This is a genomic window from Thermomonospora sp. CIF 1, from assembly GCF_001896795.1.
GTDB classification, from domain to species: domain Bacteria; phylum Actinomycetota; class Actinomycetes; order Streptosporangiales; family Streptosporangiaceae; genus Thermomonospora; species Thermomonospora curvata.
The window spans coordinates 148,204-167,256 of sequence record NZ_MOYN02000014.1 but is presented as its reverse complement, the minus strand read 5'-3'; the positions used below and the strand labels follow the sequence as shown (position 1 = coordinate 167,256).

At 71.7% G+C, this 19,053-nt stretch carries 14 protein-coding genes and 1 pseudogene; all 15 read right to left on the bottom strand.

What is annotated here, in order from left to right:
• Window positions 1–29 precede the first annotated feature (29 nt).
• On the bottom strand, window positions 30–287 hold the full coding sequence (rpmA, locus tag BUE48_RS07640; RefSeq protein ID WP_012851908.1) for a 50S ribosomal protein L27: 258 nt from the start codon (window positions 285–287) through the stop codon (window positions 30–32).
• A 15-nt stretch (window positions 288–302) separates the two neighbouring features.
• Window positions 303–617, bottom strand: coding sequence for a 50S ribosomal protein L21 (gene rplU / locus BUE48_RS07635; RefSeq protein WP_012851907.1), 315 nt, complete (start codon window positions 615–617; stop codon window positions 303–305).
• 404 nt (window positions 618–1,021) lie between these two features.
• Window positions 1,022–4,147, bottom strand: a complete 3,126-nt coding sequence (locus BUE48_RS07630; RefSeq protein ID WP_012851906.1) for an Rne/Rng family ribonuclease — start codon at window positions 4,145–4,147, stop codon at window positions 1,022–1,024.
• 239 nt (window positions 4,148–4,386) lie between these two features.
• Complete coding sequence (locus BUE48_RS07625) at window positions 4,387–5,229, bottom strand: TIGR03936 family radical SAM-associated protein (RefSeq protein ID WP_052305452.1); 843 nt, start codon at window positions 5,227–5,229, stop codon at window positions 4,387–4,389.
• Between the two features lie 175 nt (window positions 5,230–5,404).
• Window positions 5,405–7,327, bottom strand: coding sequence for a TIGR03960 family B12-binding radical SAM protein (locus tag BUE48_RS07620; RefSeq protein WP_012851904.1), 1,923 nt, complete (start codon window positions 7,325–7,327; stop codon window positions 5,405–5,407).
• Between the two features lie 87 nt (window positions 7,328–7,414).
• A complete protein-coding gene (rodA, locus tag BUE48_RS07615; RefSeq protein WP_012851903.1) occupies window positions 7,415–8,620 on the bottom strand; it encodes a rod shape-determining protein RodA in 1,206 nt (401 codons plus the stop codon).
• Between the two features lie 22 nt (window positions 8,621–8,642).
• On the bottom strand, window positions 8,643–10,736 hold the full coding sequence (mrdA, locus tag BUE48_RS07610; RefSeq protein ID WP_286989469.1) for a penicillin-binding protein 2: 2,094 nt from the start codon (window positions 10,734–10,736) through the stop codon (window positions 8,643–8,645).
• Between the two features lie 3 nt (window positions 10,737–10,739).
• Complete coding sequence (gene mreD, locus BUE48_RS07605; RefSeq protein ID WP_012851901.1) at window positions 10,740–11,321, bottom strand: rod shape-determining protein MreD; 582 nt, start codon at window positions 11,319–11,321, stop codon at window positions 10,740–10,742.
• A gap of 2 nt (window positions 11,322–11,323) precedes the next feature.
• Complete coding sequence (gene mreC, locus BUE48_RS07600) at window positions 11,324–12,307, bottom strand: rod shape-determining protein MreC (protein WP_012851900.1); 984 nt, start codon at window positions 12,305–12,307, stop codon at window positions 11,324–11,326.
• A 224-nt stretch (window positions 12,308–12,531) separates the two neighbouring features.
• Window positions 12,532–13,566: a rod shape-determining protein gene (locus BUE48_RS07595; RefSeq protein WP_012851899.1), complete on the bottom strand. Its 1,035-nt coding sequence runs from the start codon at window positions 13,564–13,566 to the stop codon at window positions 12,532–12,534.
• A gap of 233 nt (window positions 13,567–13,799) precedes the next feature.
• Window positions 13,800–14,210 (bottom strand): nucleoside-diphosphate kinase, encoded by a 411-nt coding sequence (gene ndk / locus BUE48_RS07590; RefSeq protein WP_012851898.1) that lies wholly within the window; start codon window positions 14,208–14,210, stop codon window positions 13,800–13,802.
• A 373-nt stretch (window positions 14,211–14,583) separates the two neighbouring features.
• Complete coding sequence (locus tag BUE48_RS07585; protein ID WP_012851897.1) at window positions 14,584–14,934, bottom strand: DUF4233 domain-containing protein; 351 nt, start codon at window positions 14,932–14,934, stop codon at window positions 14,584–14,586.
• On the bottom strand, window positions 14,931–16,298 hold the full coding sequence (locus BUE48_RS07580; protein WP_052305649.1) for a bifunctional folylpolyglutamate synthase/dihydrofolate synthase: 1,368 nt from the start codon (window positions 16,296–16,298) through the stop codon (window positions 14,931–14,933). Before BUE48_RS07580 ends, BUE48_RS07585 begins: the two co-directional genes overlap by 4 nt.
• Before the next feature lie 144 nt (window positions 16,299–16,442).
• Window positions 16,443–17,507, bottom strand: coding sequence for a class I tRNA ligase family protein (locus BUE48_RS07575; protein WP_286989467.1), 1,065 nt, complete (start codon window positions 17,505–17,507; stop codon window positions 16,443–16,445).
• A 53-nt stretch (window positions 17,508–17,560) separates the two neighbouring features.
• Window positions 17,561–18,946 (bottom strand): annotated as a pseudogene (locus BUE48_RS07570) (valine--tRNA ligase); the annotation flags it as partial.
• Window positions 18,947–19,053: the final 107 nt, after the last annotated feature.

The following is a 19,053-nucleotide window of genomic DNA, read 5'->3' as shown; positions in this document are numbered from 1 at the left end:
CCCTCTGTGCAACGCTTTCCGCAGGCGGACTACTCCGCCGCCGGGATGACGCTCACGGCCTTGCGGCCCCGGTAACGGCCGAACTGGACCGTCCCGGCGACCAGCGCGAACAGCGTGTCGTCGCCGCCGCGGCCCACGTTGCGGCCGGGGTGGAAACGGGTGCCGCGCTGGCGGACGAGGATCTCGCCGGCGTTGACCACCTGCCCGCCGAACCGCTTGACCCCCAGCCGCTTGGCGTTGGAGTCACGGCCGTTCCGGCTGGACGAGGCGCCCTTCTTGTGTGCCATCGGTCGACCTCCCTCTCACTCGCCGGACGTGATGCCGGTGACCTTGACCCGGGTGTAGGGCTGGCGGTGGCCCATCCGCCGCTTGTACCCGGTCTTGCTGCGGTAGTGCATGATGTTGATCTTCGGTCCCTTGACCGCGCCGAGCACCTCGGCGGTGACCTTGTACTTGGCCAGCTCGGCCGGGGAGGTCACGACATTGTCGCCGTCGACGACCAGCACGGCGGGGAAGGTCACGGTGGCGCCGACCTCCTGCTTGAGCTTGTCGACGGTGAGCACGTCGCCCGTGGTCACCTTCTCCTGCCTGCCGCCTGCGCGGACAATCGCGTACACCGCGGAAACCCTTCGTTACTCGCGCGCTTCCGGAATCAACCGGTCCCACACGTGGTCTTCACCAGCCCTCGGTTGAGGGCCTGCCTCCGGCTGCGACCGAAGGCGGCACGCACGAGGGAGGGGTTCCCTCGGCGCTCTTTGCTTTCGCCTCGCCGGCTGCGGCGAGGGCCGCCCCGAGCATCCGCGATCCGGTTCGCAGCCCTCACGGAGACCCGAGTGCACAAGTCAACGGCCGCGTCGTCGGACACGGCACTGTTCCCAAGATATCCAGGGAACGTCCCTAGGGTACATGGAGAACGACCCGGCCGCGCACACGCGGGCCCGATCGCCCTCGGCCCGGCGCGTGCCGGGGGCGTCCCGCTCGTGCCGCCGCCGGTCGTGGGCGGCGGCACGAGCGGGGGCGGTCAGCTCTCTGCGGAGCCCGCGACCTCGGCCTTGTCCTTGGTCTTGGCCCGGGAGCGGCGGACCCGGCGGCGTCCGTTGCCGGCGGCCGCATCCGGCACCTCGACCGGCGGCTCGGCCGTCTCCGCCTCGGCCGTCTCCACGGCGGCGGGAGCGGCCTGCGGGACCTCCGCAACGGTCTGCGCGGGCTCCTGAGCCGGTTCCCCGGCCGGCTGGGCGGGCTCGGCGGAGGCGGCCTGCGTCTCCTGCTCGCGCTTGGCCGCGGCGCGTTTTTCGGCCTCGTGCTTGGCGAGCTTCTCCTCGACGGCCCGCTCCACGTCCCCCTTGCGCTTGCGGCGGCGGCCGCCCGACTTGTCGGAGCCGTGCTCGACCGGGGTGGTCTGAATGTGGATGCCGCGGCCGTTGCAGCACTCGCAGGGCTCGGAGAAGGCCTCCAGCAGGCCCTGGCCGACCCGCTTGCGGGTCATCTGCACCAGGCCCAGCGAGGTCACCTCGGCCACCTGGTGCTTGGTGCGGTCCCGCGACAGGCACTCCAGCAGCCGGCGCAGCACCAGCTCCCGGTTGCTCTCCAGCACCATGTCGATGAAGTCGATGACGATGATGCCGCCGATGTCGCGCAGCCGCAGCTGGCGGACGATCTCCTCGGCCGCCTCCAGGTTGTTGCGAGTGACGGTCTCCTCCAGGTTGCCGCCTTGGCCGGTGAACTTGCCGGTGTTGACGTCCACCACGGTCATCGCCTCGGTGCGGTCGATGACCAGGGAGCCGCCGCTGGGCAGCCAGACCTTGCGCTCCAGCGCCTTGGCGATCTGCTCGTCGATGCGGTAGGCGCTCAGCACGTCCTGGTCGGACTCCCAGCGTTCCAGCCGCTCGGCCAGGTGCGGGGCGACGTAGCCGACGTACTCGGAGACCATGTCCCAGGCGGTGTCGCCGGAGACCACCAGCTTGCTGAAGTCCTCGTTGAAGATGTCGCGGACGACCCGGATGGTCAGGTCCGGCTCGCCGTGCAGCAGCGCCGGGGCGCTGGCGGTCTTGGCCTGCTTGTGGATGTGCTCCCACTGGGCCGACAGCCGCGCGATGTCGCCGGCCAGCTCTTCTTCGGTGGCGCCCTCGGCGGCGGTGCGCACGATCACCCCGGCGTTGTCCGGCATGATCTTCTTGAGCACCTGCTTGAGCCGGCTGCGCTCCTTGTCGGGCAGCTTGCGGCTGATGCCGGTCATCGACCCGTCCGGCACGTACACCAAATAGCGGCCGGGCAGGGAGATCTGGCTGGTCAGCCGGGCGCCCTTGTGCCCCACCGGGTCCTTGGTGACCTGCACCAGCACCGACTGGCCGGACTTGAGGGCCTGCTCGATGCGGCGCGGCTGCCCCACCAGCCCGGCCACGTCCCAGTTGACCTCGCCGGCGTACAGGACGGCGTTGCGGCCCTTGCCGATGTCGACGAAGGCGGCCTCCATCGACGGCAGCACGTTCTGGACCTTGCCGAGGTAGACGTTGCCGACGTACGACTGGTGGCTGGCCCGGTCCACATAGTGCTCCACCAGCACGCCGTCCTCCAGGACGGCGATCTGGGTGCGCTCGCCGCGCTGGCAGATCACCATCACCCGCTCCACCGACTCGCGGCGGGCCAGAAACTCCGACTCGGTGATCACCGCGGGGCGGCGGCGGCCCTGCTCGCGGCCCTCCCGGCGGCGCTGCTTCTTGGCCTCCAGGCGGGTGGAGCCCTTGACGGCCTGCACCTCGTCGGTGACGTCGCGCAGCTCGCGGGGCGGGCGGACGTGCACCACGGTGTTCGGCGGGTCGTCGGGGGCCTGCTCCTCCACCTCGGCCGTGCCGGAGCGGCGGCGACGCCGGCGGCGCCGGCGGCTGGTGCCGGTGGTGGCGGGGGCGGCGCCCGCCGCTTCGGTGTCCTCGGCGCCCTCCGGCGCCGCCTCGGCCGTCTCACCCTCGGGCTGCTCGGCGCCGGCCGTCTCGCCACCGCCCTCCTCGGCGGTCTCCGGCTCGGCCTCGGGCTGCTCGCCGGGACGGGCCTGCCGGTCCTCCTCTGCGGCCTCGGCCTGCTGCTCTTCGGTCCCTTCCGCGGCCTCCGGCTCGCCGTCGGCGCTCTCTTCGGCCTTCTCACCGCCCTTGTCGGCGGACTTGCCGCGGCCCCGGCCGCCCCTGCGGCGGCGCCGGCGGCGGCGCAGGGCGGTCCCCTCGTCCTCCTCGTCGAGGTCGACCGGCTCGATGTCCTCGCTTTCGTCCTCGACGACGGCGGCGTGCTTGGGCGGCACCTCGGCCTTGGGGATGGGCTGCGGCGGCTGGAAGACCACCATGGGGGGCTGGAAGGTGACCGAGGGGACCGTCGGGGTCTCCGGCTGGGCCGGCACGTCGAGGGTGGGGACGGGGGGCACCAGCGGAACGGGCGGCGGCGGCCCGGCGGGCCGGTACGCCGCGCCCTCGTGGGAGGGCTCGGTGGTCTGCACGGCGCTCACCGCCCCGAAGGGGGAGCGCACCGGGTCGATCGTTTCCTTCGCCGCTTCCGCCGCCTCGGGCTCGTCGTGGTCCGGCTCTTGGGCGGTCTCCTCTTCGTCCCGGGCGGACTGCGGCCGGGGCACCGCCGCCGGCTCCTGCGGGGCGGGCTCGGCGTCCGGCCGCTCTACCGCGGCTTCGTCCCCCTCGGCGGCGGCTTCGGCCGGCTCCTCCGCTTCCTGGGCATGTTCTGCCTGCTCTGCGGCGGTCTCCGGCGGTACCGGCTCGGCGTCCTGCCGTTCTGCGGCGGCCTCGGCCTGCTCCTCGGTGGTCTCCGGCTGCTCTTCGGCGCCGTCGGTCTGCTCCGCCGACGCCCCGGCCGGCTCATCGCCCTCTTCCGGGGCGGGTTCCGCCTGGGCTTGGGCGGTCTCGGTCTGCTCGGTGGCCGGCTCCTGCCGGTCCCGGTCCGCTCCCGTCGCTTCGGTCCGCGGCGTGGCCGAAGCGGCCGGGCTGATCACCGCGGGGATGTCATCGATCTCCGGGGGCGGGCCGGCCGGCCGGCTGGCCGCGCGGCGCCGCCCGGAGCGGACCGTGGTGATCACGGGGCTACCGGTGGTCGTTTCGGCGGGACTCCCGGTGCCGGCCGAGTCGTTGTCGTTCTCGCGGTCGTTTTCGCGCATGCGGGCAATCTCCCGTCAGGCTCCCGGGCGCTACCGGACGGTCCGCCATGGGCGGTCCGGCACGGTGCGCCGCGCGGGAGCGCTCTCCGTCAGTCATCGTCGCCGCCGTCGCCTGGACCCCGGTCCGGTGACGACGGCACAAGTCGTCTTGGGCACGCCCGGCCGTCCCTGAAGGGGCGCGGCGCGTCTGTGCGCCCCCGCCCCGGTGAAGTGGCTCCGTGAACACCACGGGGCCGCTCCTATCGCCGGGCGCTGACGACGTCCACGCTCCCGGTGCCCGCCGGCCGCTGTGGCACGGCCCCGTCGGCCGCTTCGGCGTCGTCGCCGGGCGATGGCACGGCGGCGTCCCGGTCGGGATCCAGCGGGTCCGCCAGCTCACCGGTACCTTCGTCCAGGGGCCCCTGCGCCAGCCGGGTCACCAGCGGCGGTGACGGCGGCGCCAGGTCTGCGACCTGTCGCAGTCCGGCGAGGACGTCGTCAGGCCGAACGGCATGATCGACATGCCGAACAACCATTCGAAGTATCGCAGAAGGGCCGTCGGCCGTCTTCGACGCGCCGCGGTCCAGCTCGCAGACGGCTACTGCGGCTCGCGCATCGAAACGGCGGCGTCCCTTCTTGGTCAGGCGTTCGACCTCGACCCGCTCGGCGGCCAGGAAAGCGGCGACCGCCTGCTCGGCGGCATCGGGGTGCACCCCGTCCAGCCGGACCCGCCATGCCGATGCCTGCAGCCGGTCCGCCAGCGAGGTGCCCGCCGGGGCGACCACCGCGTCCAAGGCGTCCAGGCCCGCCGGCAACGCCGCATCGAGGTCGGCCCGCACCTGCTCAGGGTCACAGGCGCGGGTCAGCCCGAGTTCGAGGTACTCAGCCTCGCTGGCCACCCCTGTCGGAGCCGCTCCCAGGTACGAGATCTTCGGGTGCGGGGTGAATCCGGCGCTGAACGCCACAGGGATCCCGGCGCGCCGCACCGCGCGTTCCACGGCCCGGGATATATCGCGCTGGCTGGTGAAGCGCATCCTGCCGCGCTTGGCGTAGCGCACGCGCAGGCGCTGGATCACGGGAGCCGGCGCTGGACCGTCCGGCATGGGTGCCAGGGTCTTAGTCCTTCCTACTCGTGTCGAGTCGAAAACGTCTGCCTCCAGGGTAAGGCCCATCCGGCGCACTCGTACCCCGAGGCGACGCCCCGTGACGGATGCGGCCGGTGGTGCACCGCAACAACTGTGACGCCCGAGCACCGGCGTCAGTTGACGCTCCGGGTGATCACACCACGGTGAGCGGCAGCAGCTTGCGGCCGGTCGGGCCGATCTGGATCTCGGTGCCCATGGTGGGGCACACCCCGCAGTCATAGCAGGGCGTCCACCGGCAGTCCTCGACCTCGACCTCCTCCAGGGCGTCCTGCCAGTCCTGCCACAGCCACTCGCGGTCCAGCCCGGCGTCCAGGTGGTCCCAGGGCAGCACCTCGACCTCGTCCCGCTCGCGCAGGGTGTACCAGTCCAGGTCCACCGGCTCGTCGGCCAGGGCCTTCTCGGCGCAGGCCACCCAGCGGTCGTAGGAGAAGTGCTCGCTCCAGCCGTCGAAGCGGCCGCCGTCCTCCCACACCGCGCGGATGATCTTGCCGACCCGGCGGTCGCCGCGCGACAGCAGCCCTTCGATGATGGACGGCTTGCCCTCGTGGTAGCGCAGCCCGATGGCCCGGCCGTACTCGCGGTCGCGGCGCAGCTCATCGCGCAGGGCGCGCAGCCGGCGGTCGATGGTCTGGTGGTCGCACTGGGCGGCCCACTGGAAGGGGGTGTGCGGCTTGGGCACGAACCCGCCGATGGAGACCGTGCAGCGGATGTCGCGGCGGCCGGTGACCTCGCGGCCGGCGGCGATGACGCGGCGGGCCATGTCGGCGATGGCCAGCACGTCCTCGTCGGTCTCGGTGGGCAGGCCGCACATGAAGTACAGCTTGACCTGCCGCCAGCCGCTGGCGTAGGCGGCGGTGACGGTGCGGATCAGGTCCTCCTCCGACACCGTCTTGTTGATCACCCGGCGCAGCCGTTCCGAGCCGCCCTCCGGGGCGAAGGTCAGCCCCGAGCGCCGCCCGTTGCGGGAGAACTCGTTGGCCAGCTCGATGTTGAAGGCGTCCACGCGGGTCGACGGCAGCGACAGCGAGGTGTTGGTGCCCTCGTAGCGGTCGGCCAGGCCCTTGGCGATGTCGGCGATCTCGCTGTGGTCGGCGCTGGACAGGCTCAGCAGCCCGACCTCGGTGAAACCGGACTGCTTGAGTCCGTTGTCCACCATCTCGCCGATGGTGGTGATCGACCGTTCCCGCACCGGGCGGGTGATCATGCCGGCCTGGCAGAACCGGCAGCCGCGGGTGCAGCCGCGGAAGATCTCCACGCTGTAGCGCTCGTGGACGGTCTCGGCCAGCGGCACCAGCGGCTTTTTGGGGTACGGCCAGGCGTCCAGGTCCATCACGGTGTGCTTGGCCACCCGCCAGGGCACCCCCGGCCGGTTGGGCGCCACCCGCTGGATGCGCCCGTCCGGCAGGTAGGTCACGTCGTAGAACTTGGGCACGTACACGCCGCCGGAGGCGGCCAGCCGCATCAGCAGCTCATCGCGCCCGCCGGGCCGGCCCTCGGCCTTCCACTCGCGGACCACCTCGGTGATGGCCAGCACGACCTCCTCGCCGTCGCCGAGCACGGCCGCGTCCAGGAAGTCGGCGATGGGCTCGGGGTTGAAGGCGGCGTGCCCGCCGGCGATCACGATCGGGTGCTCGTCGGTGCGGTCGGCCGCCTCCAGCGGGATGCCCGCCAGGTCCAGGGCGGTCAGCAGATTGGTGTAGCCCAGCTCGGTGGCGAAGCTGACGCCCAGCAGGTCGAAGGCCCCCACCGGCCGGTGCGCGTCCACGGTGAACTGCGGGATGCCGTGCTCGCGCATCAGCTTCTCCATGTCGGGCCACACCGAGTAGGTGCGTTCGGCGAGCACGCCCTCCCGCTCGTTGAGGATTTCGTAAAGAATCTGGATGCCCTGGTTGGGCAGGCCCACCTCGTAAGCGTCCGGGTACATCAGCGCCCACCGGACCTCGGCCGCGTCCCAGTCCTTGACCTGGGAGTTCAGCTCCCCGCCGACGTACTGAATCGGCTTGCTGACGCGCGGGAGCAGCGGCTCCAGACGCGCGAAGAGCGATTCGACGGGCATGTGGAGGTCCTCCGGAATCAGAAATGGGATCAACTCCTCACCCTAACGCGCCCGCGGGCGTGACCTGGTTCGCCGCGGCGATGCGCCTTAAGCCGGGAAGGGACGGGCGCGCAGATGGACGGCCTGCAACAGGCCGAGGGCGATCATGTTGGCGAACGTGGCCGAGCCGCCGTAGGACACCAGCGGCAGCGGCAGCCCGGTGATCGGCATGATGCCCAGCGTCATCCCGATGTTCTCAAAGGTCTGAAAGCCCAGCCAGCACACCACCCCGGCGGCCACCAGGGCGCCGAACGGGTCGGCCGCGGCGGTGGCGATGCGCAGCCCCCGCCACAGCACCACTCCCAGCAGCCCGATGAGCAGGGCGCTGCCGATGAAGCCGAGCTCCTCGCCGGCCACGGTGAAGATGAAGTCGGTCTGCTGCTCGGGCACGAAATGGCCGCCGGTCTGCTCGCCCTCGAACAGGCCCTTGCCGGTCAGCCCGCCCGAGCCGACCGCGATGCGGGCCTGCTGGGCGTTGTAGCCGGCGCCGCGCGGGTCGGCCTCCGGGTCGATGAACGCGGTGAAGCGGGCGATCTGGTACGGCTTGAGCAGGCCGAAGAACCAGACGGCGAAGGCGGCCAGCACGGCGGCCCCCGCCAGCCCGGCCAGCCAGCGCTTGCGCACGCCCGCCACCGCCAGCATCCCCATCACCACGGCGCCGAACACCATCGTGGTGCCCAGGTCCGGCTGGGCCAGCACCAGCACCGCCGGCCCGCCGGCCAGCGCCAGCGCCAGCACGATGTCGCGGCCGCCGGGACCGGAGTCGGTGTCGCGGGGCTCGCCGTCGCGGGGCTCGGCCAGCAGCATCGCCAGCAGCACCACCAGGCCCACCTTGGCGAACTCCGAAGGCTGCACCTGGAAGCCGCCGCCCAGCACGATCCAGGAGTGGGAGCCGTTGATGGTCTCCCCCAGCGGGGACAGCACCGCCACCAGGCCGACGCAGGCCAGCCCGTAGACGATCGGCGCATAAGCGCGCAGCAGCCGGTAGTCCAGCATCGCCACCACGCCGCCCAGGATGAGGCCCAGCGCCAGGTTGAGCAGGTGCCGTTTGACGAAGCCGTTGGGGTCCCTGCCCTGTTCGGCCAGCTCGGCGAAGGTCGCCGAGCGCACCAGCAGGGCGCTGAGCACCGACAGCGCCACCACGGCCGTGATGAGCTTCCAGTCCAGCCGGCGCAGCGCGACCAGGCGGTGCCGCCAGGTCTGGCGGGCCCCGTAGCCTTCCACCACGTCGGCGGCGCCGATACCCCCGATCATGACGCCTCCCCTTTCGCCGGCCTCACGGGGCGGTCCCCTCGGGCGCGCCCACCGTGCCGTCCTCGCGGAGCTTGGGCAGCCTGTCGGGCAGCCGCCCGCCGGGCAGGGCCGCCTTCTTGCCGTTCAGCCCGTACATCGCCTCCCAGATCTCCCGGACCGCCGGGGCGGCGTAGGTGCCGCCGGTGCCGGACTGGGAGACCATCGCCACCACCACGAAGCGGGGCTTGTCGACCGGGCCGAAGGAGGCGAACCAGGCGGTGTCGCCCTTGCCGTAGACCTCGGCGGTGCCGGTCTTGCCGGCCACCTCGACCTTGTCGAACTCAAAGCCGTTGAAGGCACCGGCCGCGGTGCCGGTCTTGGGGACGTCCGCCAGGGCCCGGCGGATGTAGGCCAGGACCTTGCCGTCGACCGGCAGTTCCTTGGGCTCGGGCGGGTCGATCCGGCGCACCAGCGTGCCGTCGGGGCGGATCACCGCCAGCCCCACCCGCGGCACCACCAGCTTGCCGCCGTTGGCCAGCGCCGCGTACGCCCTGGCCAGCTGCAGCGGGGTGACCAGCACATCGCCCTGGCCGATGGAGAAGTTGGCGGCGTCACCGGGCCGCCACACATACCCTTCGGCGCAGTGCTCGACGGCGATGGCCTTCAGGTAGGCCGCCCGCGCGGGGTCGGTGCGGGCCACCTCCGGGTAGCCGGTCTTGGCGGCCTTGCAGGTGTCGTCCTTGGTGGCCTCCCAGTACTCCCTCTTCCAGGTGCGGTCGGGGATGCGGCCGGCGGCCTCGCCGGGCAGGTCGATGCCGGTGCGCGAGCCGAACCCGAAGTTGCGCGCCATGGCCTGCATCGGGTCCTTGGGGTTCTTGACCGGGCGGGTGCCGCCGTCGCGCAGCCACGCCTCGTAGGCGAACTTGTAGAAGATCGTGTCGCAGGAGACCACCAGCGCCCGGTGCAGGTTCATGTTGCCGTGCGCCTGGCCTTCGAAGTTGCGAAAAGCGCGGTTGCCGACCTGGTAGGAGCCCGGGCACGGGTAGATGCCGTGCAGGTCGTAGCCGTCGTGGACGGCCGCCGCCACTGAGGAGATCTTGAAGGTGGAGGCGGGCGGGAACAGGCCCTGGATGGCGCGGGAGATCAGCGGCTGCCCCCGGGACTTGCCCAGCAGCGCGTCGTATTCGGCCTGGGAGATGCCGCCGATCCAGACGCTGGGGTCGTAGGTGGGGTAGCTGGCCAGCGCCACCACCCGGCCGGTGCGCGCGTCCATCACCACGGCGGCCGCCGAGTCGGCCTTGGAGCCGGCGGCGCGGGCCTTGCGGACGGCGCCTTCGATGGCCTTTTCGGCGGCGGCCTGCACCTTGGCGTCCAGGCTGGTCACCAGGGACGAGCCGGGAACGGGGGGCTGCTCCCCGGCGGTGCCGGTGACCCGGCCCTGGCTGTCGACCAGCACCTTGCGGACGCCCGGTTCACCGCGCAGGTCGGCGTCGTAGGTCGCCTCCAGCCCGTCCCGGCCGATCAGGTCCACCTGGCTGTAGCCGGTGACCTTCAGGTTGCGCCGCTTGTCCAGCTCTTCTTGGGTGATGGGCTGCAGGTAGCCCAGGGTCTGCGCGGCCGAGGAGCCCTCTGGGCGCGGGTACTCGCGGACGGCCTGGACCTGCGCGATCACCCCCGGGTAGTCCTCGGCGCGCTCCATGATCTGCAGCGCCTTCTTGGGGTCCACCCGGTCGTCCACCGGGATCGGCTGGTACGGCGAGCCGGGCCAGCAGGGACGTTTGACGGTCGGCGAGCACAGCCGGATGCGTTTTTCCAGGTCCTCCCGGGTGGTGCCGAGCGTTTCGGCCAGGCGGGTCAGCACCGCCCTGCCGCCGTCGTCCATGCGCGACAGCACGGTCTTGTCCACCGAGACGACCAGGGCGGTGCGGTTGCGCACCAGCGGCCGGCCGTGCACGTCGAGGATCATGCCGCGCACGGCCGGGACGACGATGTCGCGGATGCGGTTCTGGGCTGCGACCTGGCGATAGTGCTCGCCGTTGACCACCTGCAGGTTCCACAGCCGTCCCAGCAGCACCAGCAGCATCGCGACGACCACGATGTGCAAGATCACTAGCCGGGAATGCGTCTTGGGGTTCATCGCTCACATCCGAGACAGCGCACGGTAGCGGGCGGGCGGCAGGTCGAAGCGGTCGCGGGCGCGTTCGCGTTCATAGCGGCGCATCGCCCGCAGCACCGCCCACACCACGAACGGGCTGGCCAGCACGTCGTAGACGACCTGCAGCGGCACCACGCGGGCGACGATGTGCCAGTCGGCGCGCGGGTCGCCCAGCATCATGCCGACCCCGGCGTACAGCACCGTGCCGGCCAGCGCGCCGACCGCCACCGCAAAGAACGGCACCACCGCCGAGCGGTCCATCTCATCGCTGGCCAGCCCGCACAGGTAACCGATCACGCAGTAGACCAGGGCGTAGCGGCCGATGGTGTGGTCGGCGGGCGGGACGATGTCGGCGGCCAGCCCGGCGCCGAACCCGGCGACCACGCCCATCAGCGGGCCGCAGGTCAGCGCCAGCGCCACCACGCTCAGCAGCACCAGATCCGGGGTGACCGCGCCCGGCAGCGGCAGCCGGTTGGCCACCGACACCTGCAGCACCAGCGCCACCACGATCACCACCGCCGCGGTCAGGTTCCGTCCCGTCGGCGACACATCGCTGGCAGTCAGCACGTTCAGTCCCTCACGTTCGGTGTCCTGGCGGCCTTGGGCGACTTCGACGGCCTGGGGCTTTCGCTCGGTTCGGGGGTCTGAGCGGGCGTGGGCGTCACCACCGGTTTCGGCTTGGGCGGCAGCACGGCGTCACGGGGGTCGGACTTGGGCGGCGCGACCACCACGCCCACCACGTCCAAGGTGGTGAAACGCACGAACGGGCGGACGTAGGCGGTGCGGGTGAGAGAGCCCAGCGACTTCTCCACACGCTCGATCGTCCCGATCGGCACCCCCGGCACATAGGGGCGTTCGCCCTGAGAACCGAGGGTCACCAGGCGCTGGCCGGGTTGCAGCGGGGCGTTGGCGTTCAGCAGCTGGAAACGCAGCGGGGTGGCGTCGCCGCGGCCCAGCCCGCGGCGGCCCACGCCCTGCACCACGCCGATCTCCTTGGAGTCCTCCAGCCGGCTGCCCACCGTGGAGGAGGCGTCGGTGGCCAGCAGCACCGTGGCGGTGGCCGGGCCGACCCGGATCACCCGGCCGACCAGCCCTTCGGCGGTCATCACGGTCATGTCGGGCCGCACCCCGCTGCTGCTGCCGACGTCGATGGTGACGGTGTCCTCCAGGCCCTGCCCGGCGGAGATCACCTGGGCCGGGACGATCTTGTAGCCGCCCAGCCCGGCCGCCCCCAGCAGCCGCTCCAGCTGGGCCGCCCGGTCGGCGTCGATGCGCTGGGCGCGCAGCTGCTCGCGCAGCCGCTGGTTCTCCCGCTCCAGCCGCTCGGCGCGGCGGCGCTCGCCGGGCGCGTCGGTGATGGCGTCGAAGGCGTTGCCGACCGGGCGGACCACCGCCGCCGACACCCGCTCGATCGGCCCGAAGAACGCCTCGCCCGCACTGCGCAGCCCGCGCAACGGCGAGTTCTCCCCGCCGCGGTAGTCAACGGTGATCAGCACCAGCGCGATGATCAGCAGGGTGCCGAACACCACGCGAGTGCGCCGGGTGTCTCTCACCGCCGGGCCTCCCGTTCGTGTCCAAGGCCGCCGGCACGTTCCTCGCCGGCGGCCTTCGTCTTCGGTTGTGCGAACTGGGGGCGTGGGGTCAGTGAACCTTCGTCGACACCTGGCCCCAGGGACCGGGAACGGAGGGCTCGGCGGCGCCCGGCGCAATCGTCACCTTGGGTCACCGCCTCACCCCTGACCGTGACCTACCCGTTCCGGCCCGTGAAAAAAGGTGTTCAGTGTCTAGGTTCGGGAACGAGGACGTCGCGCAGCGCCTCGAAGTCCTCCACGCACTTGCCGGTGCCGAGCACCACCGAGTCCAGCGGGTTGTCGACCAGGTGGATGGGCATCCCGGTCTCCTCCCGCAGCCGCTCGTCCAGGTTCTTCAGCAGCGCGCCGCCGCCGGTGAGCGCGATGCCGCGGTCCATGATGTCGCCGGACAGCTCCGGCGGGCACTTGTCGAGGGTGGTCTTGACCGCGTCCACGATGGCGTTGACCTGTTCCTCGATGGCGCGGCGGACCTCCTCGGCGGAGATCACCACGGTCTTGGGCAACCCGGTGACCAGGTCCCGGCCGCGGATCTCGGCGTTGGGCTCATCATCGCCGCTGGGGTAGGCCGAGCCGATGGCGATCTTGATCTCCTCGGCGGTGCGCTCCCCCAGCATCAGGGAGTACTCCTTCTTGGAGAAGGCGATGATGGCCTGGTCGATCTCGTCCCCGCCGACCCGCACCGACTGGCTGGTGACGATGCCGCCCAGGGAGATGATGGCCACCTCGGTGGTGCCGCCGCCGATGTCGACGACCATGTTGCCGGTCGGCTCCCAGACCGGCAGCCCGGCGCCGATCGCGGCGGCCATGGGCTCCTCGATGATGTAGACCCGGCGGGCGCCGGCCTGGTAGCCGGCCTCCTTGACGGCGCGCTGCTCCACCCCGGTGATCCCGCTGGGCACCGCCACCACGATGCGCGGCTTGGCGAAGTGCCGTCGCTTGTGCACCTTCTGGATGAAGTAGCGCAGCATGCGCTCGGTGACGTCGAAGTCGGCGATCACGCCGTCCTTGAGGGGGCGGACCGCCACGATGTTGCCGGGAGTGCGGCCGATCATCCGCTTGGCCTCGATGCCCACCGCGTGGATCTTGCCGGTGTTGGTGTTGATCGCCACCACGGAGGGCTCGTTGAGCACGATACCGCGTCCGCGCACATAAACCAATGTGTTCGCCGTGCCCAGGTCGACCGCCATGTCCCGGCCGAGAAACGACAGCTTGTTACCCATGAAGAAAGGGAGCCCTCTCATAACTGGCGGACGTGCAGAGCGGCATACCCATCGTAACGCGCCGCAACCCGGTGGGGCAGACGCGACGCTGCCCCACCATGCCCGAATAATCGCCGATGAGCAGGCGAATTTCACGCCGACACACGCGCCATGACGCGAACACGCGCGGACGGGCCGTTGCGGCCCCCGCGCGTGTCCGTCCTCGGCCTGCGCCCGCCGGCGCCCGACTGGTCTCAGGCCAGCTCGGGGAAGAACAGCTTGATCTCGCGGGCGGCGGACTCCGGCGAGTCGGAGCCGTGCACGATGTTCTCGCCGATCTCCAGGGCGTGGTCGCCGCGGATGGTGCCCGGGGCGGCCTTGACCGGGTCGGTGGCGCCGGCCAGGGCGCGGAACGCCTCGATCGCCCGGGGGCCCTCCACCACCATGGCCACCAGCGGGCCGCCGGTGATGAAGTCGACCAGCTCGCCGAAGAAGGGGCGCTCGCGGTGCTCGCCGTAGTGGTCCTCGGCGGTCTCCCGGGACAGCGTGCGCATCTCCATCGCGATGATCTTCAGGCCCTTGCGCTCGATGCGCGAGATGACATCGCCCACGACACCGCGCCGGACGCCGTCGGGCTTGACCAGGACCAGGGTGCGCTCGGACACGACAGATTCTCCTCAGATAGCCTTCTGGAACGCTCGATGCCGGCCCCGCCGGCGGGGTGCCGGCCCGCAACGACGGTTGCGCGCGAAGCCTACCCGGAACCGGGGCGGTGCCTCACGGTGAGCGCACGCCCGGCGCCGGTCCGGCGCGGCGGGCGGGGCGCCGCGGGCCGGCCGCGCCGGGGTGGGCACCCGGCGCCGCCGCGGTCCGTGCAAAGAACCCCACCGCTGCGGACCGTTACCGGACGAGAACACTCAACGCACTTCCACCGTTCCTCTACAAGGACTTTTCCAGAGATTTTCTCAGCATGTGAGAAGATGGAAGTGTGGCATTACCGAACGTGCCGGACGCTTCCTTATCAAGACGCCGGGAATCTCATTGTTCTGCTTTGCGGCTCACCGAACGGCCGAGCCATAGCGAGGTGACCCACAGCGCGCCGAAAAGAGCGCCGAGGAAGAACATGGTGGGAACCATGAATCCGGCCGCGATCATCAGGATCTGCAGCAGGCTGCCGGCCGCGACCGCCCACCGGCGGCGCACCAGCCCGGCCAGCAGCAGCGCGGCCACCGCCAGCGTGCCGCACACCAGCCCGGCGGTCCGGCCGCCGGTCCCCTGGACCACCACGGCCACCGGGATCGCCAGCCCGATCACCACCGCCTCGCAGGCCAGCACCGACGCCAGCAGCGAGGTCGGGCGCGGCGGCGCCTGCGGTGCCCGGTTGCTCATCGTCTCTCCTCCACGCGCAGCAGGGTGCGCGCCTCGCCCGCGGTGACCACCGACCCGGTGATCAGCACGCCCGCTCCCTGGTACTCGCCGGTCTCCTCGGCCAGGGCGACGGCCCGGTCGATGGCGTCGTCCAGCCGGTCTATCACGTGCACCCGCTCGGCGCCGAAGATGCCCTCGGCCAGCTCGCCCAGCTGCCGGGGCGGCATCGAACGGTGCGAGGTGTTGCGGGTGACGATCAGCTCGGTCAGCACCGGCTCGAGCTGCTCCAGCATGCCGGCCACGTCCTTGTCGCCGGCGGCGGCGACCACCCCGATCAGGCGGGTGAAGCCGAAGTCCTCGGTGATGGCGTTCACCGTGGCGGACATGCCGGCGGGGTTGTGCGCCGAGTCGATCAGCACGGTGGGCCCGGTGCGGGCGATCTCCAGCCGTCCGGGCGAGGTGACCTTGGCGAACGCCGAGCGCACCAGGGCCGGGTCCAGCTGGCCGTGGTCGCCTTCGAAGTCCTCGCCGGCGGCGATGCGGGTGGCGGCCGACAGGTCGCCGCCGGTCCGCGAGGGCGCCCCGCTGGCGAACGCCTCCACCGCCGCCAGCGCGCAGGCGGCGTTGCCGGCCTGGTGCGACCCGAACAGCGGCAGGAAGATCTCCTCATAGACCCCGTGCAGCCCCTGCAGCCGCAGCTGCTGGCCGCCCACCGCCAGATCGCGGCCGAGCACCCCGAACTCCATGCCCTCGCGGGCCGCGGTGGCGCCCACCTCCACGACCCGGCGCAGCAGCACCTGGGCGACGGGCAGCTGCTGCTGGGCCAGCACCGCGATCGCGCCGGGCTTGATGATCCCGGCCTTCTCGGCGGCGATGTCCTCGATGGTGGGGCCGAGGTGGCGCAGGTGGTCCAGGGAGATGGGGGTGACCACCGAGACGGTGCCGTCGGCCACGTTGGTGGCGTCCCAGACCCCGCCCATGCCGACCTCGATCACCGCCACGTCCACCGGGGCGTCGGCGAACACCGCGTACGCCATGGCGGTCAGCGTCTCGAAGTACGACAGGGGACGTTCGTGCTTGGCGTCCACCATCTCCAGGTAGGGCGCCACGTCCCGGTAGGCGGCGACGAACGCCTCCTCGCTGATGGGCTCCCCGTCGACCACGATCCGCTCGCGCATCGTGGTCAGGTGCGGACTGGTGGACAGCCCGGTGCGCAGCCCGCGTTCACGCAGCAGCGTCTCGATCATCCGGGCGGTGCTGGACTTGCCGTTGGTGCCGGTCACATGGATCACCGGGTAGGCGTCCTGCGGCCGGCCCAGCAGGTCCATCAGGTCCGCGATGCGGTCCAGGGTGGGGTCGAACTTCCACTCCACCCCCCGCGCCATGATCGCGGCCACGGTGGACCGGTAATCGTCGAGGTGGGGATCTGACACGCGCAAAGCCTACTCACCCACAGGACCTGCTCACTCACCCACGGGAGGACGCGGCCCCGGCGGCCGGCCGCCGGGGCCGTCACGGCCGCCGGGAGGCTAGGCGGTCGGCAACGCGGCCAGCTGGGCCTCCAGGCGGGCGATGTCGGATTCGGCCTGGGCCAGGCGGTCGCGGGTCTTGGCCACCACGGCCTCGGGCGCCTTGGCCAGGAAGTCGGCGTTGCCCAGCTTGCGGCGGGCCTGCTCGACCTCTTTGCGGGCGGCGGCCAGATCCTTTTCCAGCCGTTTGCGCTCGGCGGCCACATCGATGGCGCCGGCGGTGTCCAGGCGCACGGTGACGCCCTCCACCTGCAGGGAGGCGGTGGCCGCGAAGGACTCCCCGGGCGGGTTCAGCCGCAGCAGGGAGCGGACGGCCTGCTCGTGGGCCGCCAGCGGGGAGCCGGCGAACTCCAGCGCGGCGGCGACCCGCTGACCGGGCTTGAGCCCTTGGTCGGCGCGGAACCGGCGGACCTCGGTGACCAGGCGCTGCAGGGACTCCAGCAGCATCTCGGCGTCCTTGTTCACCAGCTCCTGGGCCGGGGCCGGCCAGGCGGCGGTGACCAGGGTCTGCTCGCCGGTCAGCGAGGTCCACAGCTCCTCGGTGACGAACGGGACGATCGGGTGCAGCAGCCGCAGCAGCTTGTCGAGGACCTCGCCGAGCACCCGGCGGGTGGCCTCGGCGCGCTCGTCCTGCAACTGGACCTTCGCCAGCTCCACGTACCAGTCGCAGACCTCGTCCCAGGCGAAGTGGTAGAGGGCCTCGCACGCCTTGGCGAACTCGAAGTCCTCCATGTGCCGGTCGACTTCGGCGATGACGTGCTGCAGGCGCGAGAGGATCCAGGCGTCGGCGTCCGACAGCTCCTGCGGCAGCTCCCCGCGCACGTGGGCGCCGTTCATCAGGGCGAAGCGGGTGGCGTTCCACAGCTTGTTGCAGAAGTTGCGCGACCCTTGCGCCCACTCTTCGGCGATCGGCACGTCCCCGCCGGGGTTGGCGCCGGCACCGTACCGCTCGATCCACTCCAGCGGGTCGACCACGTTCCCGAACGACTTGGACATCTTCTTGCCGTACTGGTCGCGCACCATGCCGTGCAGGGCGATGACCTTGAACGGCTCGACCCCGTCCATGGCGTACCGTCCATGGCGTACAGGCCGAACATCATCATCCGGGCGACCCAGAAGAACAGGATGTCGTACCCGGTGACCAGGACCGAGGTCGGGTAGAAGCGCTCCAGGTCGGCGGTGCGGTCCGGCCAGCCCAGCGTGGACAGCGGCCACAGCGCCGAGGAGAACCAGGTGTCCAGCACATCCGGGTCCTGCGTCCACCCGGCCGGGGGCTCCTCATCGGGGCCGGGGCAGCAGACCTCGCCGTTGGGGCCGTACCAGACCGGGATGCGGTGGCCCCACCACAACTGGCGGCTGATGCACCAGTCGTGCATGTTGTCCACCCACTCGAAGTAGCGGGCGGCCATCTCCGGCGGGTGGATGCGCACCCGCCCGTCGCGGACGGCGTCGCCGGCGGCCTTGGCCAGCGGGGCGACCTTGACGAACCACTGCAGCGACACCCGCGGCTCCACCACGGTGGAGCAGCGCTGGCAGTGGCCGACCGCGTGCAGGTAGGGGCGGACCTCCTTGACGATGCGGCCCTGCTCGCGCAGCGCGGCCACGATCGCCGGGCGGGCCTCGAAGCGGTCCAGCCCCTGGAAGGGGCCGTGCGCGGTGATCACGCCGTGCTCGTCCATCACGGTGATGGACGGCAGCGAGTGCCGGCGCCCGATCTCAAAGTCGTTGGGGTCGTGGGCGGGGGTGACCTTGACCGCGCCGGTGCCGAAGTTCGGGTCCACGTGCTCGTCGGCGACGATCGGGATGGTCCGCCCGGTCAGCGGCAGCTCCACCTCCTTGCCGACCAGGTGGCGGTAGCGCTCGTCGTCGGGGTGGACGGCCACCGCGGTGTCGCCGAGCATCGTCTCGGCCCGGGTGGTGGCCACCACGATCTCGGTGTCGCCGGAGCCGTAGCGGATGGACACCAGCTCGCCCTCGCGCTCGGCGTGCTCGACCTCGATGTCCGACAGCGCGGTCAGGCAGCGCGGGCACCAGTTGATGATGCGCTCGGCGCGGTAGATCAGCCCGTCGTCGAACAGGCGCTTGAAGATGGTGCGCACCGCGCGGGCCCGCGGCTCGTCCATGGTGAACGCCTCGCGGGTCCAGTCCACGCTGTCGCCCAGCCGGCGCATCTGGCCCAGGATCTTGCCGCCGGACTCGGCCTTCCACTGCCAGACCCGCTCCACGAACGCCTCGCGGCCCAGGTCGTGACGCGACAGCCCCTCTTTGGCCAGCTCCCGCTCCACGACGTTCTGGGTGGCGATGCCGGCGTGGTCGGTGCCCGGCAGCCACAGCGTCTCATAGCCCTGCATGCGGCGCCGCCGGATGAGCGCGTCCTGGATGGAGTGGTCCAGTGCGTGCCCGACGTGCAGCGAACCGGTCACGTTGGGCGGCGGGATCACGATGGAGAACGCCGGGCGGGCCGGATCGCGGGCCGGGTCGGCGGTGAACAGGCCTGCCGACACCCAGCGCTCATACAGCTTGCCCTCGACCTCAGCCGGCCGGTACTGGGTGGGCAGGTCGACTTGTGCGGTCTGGCGATCCTTGGGCTGTGTCACGGGCCCAAAGTCTA

Excerpts from the sequence above, each read along its gene's own strand:
- BUE48_RS07625 (WP_052305452.1), bottom strand. The coding sequence starts at position 5,229 with ATGCCGGACGGTCCAGCGCCGGCTCCCGTGATCCAGCGCCTGCGCGTG.
- BUE48_RS07595 (WP_012851899.1), bottom strand. The coding sequence starts at position 13,566 with ATGGGTAACAAGCTGTCGTTTCTCGGCCGGGACATGGCGGTCGACCTG.
- BUE48_RS07630 (WP_012851906.1), bottom strand. The coding sequence starts at position 4,147 with ATGCGCGAAAACGACCGCGAGAACGACAACGACTCGGCCGGCACCGGG.
- BUE48_RS07585 (WP_012851897.1), bottom strand. The coding sequence starts at position 14,934 with ATGAGCAACCGGGCACCGCAGGCGCCGCCGCGCCCGACCTCGCTGCTG.
- BUE48_RS07580 (WP_052305649.1), bottom strand. The coding sequence starts at position 16,298 with ATGGCGCGGGGGGTGGAGTGGAAGTTCGACCCCACCCTGGACCGCATC.
- BUE48_RS07575 (WP_286989467.1), bottom strand. The coding sequence starts at position 17,507 with ATGGACGGGGTCGAGCCGTTCAAGGTCATCGCCCTGCACGGCATGGTG.
- rodA (WP_012851903.1), bottom strand. The coding sequence starts at position 8,620 with ATGATCGGGGGTATCGGCGCCGCCGACGTGGTGGAAGGCTACGGGGCC.
- mrdA (WP_286989469.1), bottom strand. The coding sequence starts at position 10,736 with ATGAACCCCAAGACGCATTCCCGGCTAGTGATCTTGCACATCGTGGTC.
- BUE48_RS07620 (WP_012851904.1), bottom strand. The coding sequence starts at position 7,327 with ATGCCCGTCGAATCGCTCTTCGCGCGTCTGGAGCCGCTGCTCCCGCGC.
- rpmA (WP_012851908.1), bottom strand. The coding sequence starts at position 287 with ATGGCACACAAGAAGGGCGCCTCGTCCAGCCGGAACGGCCGTGACTCC.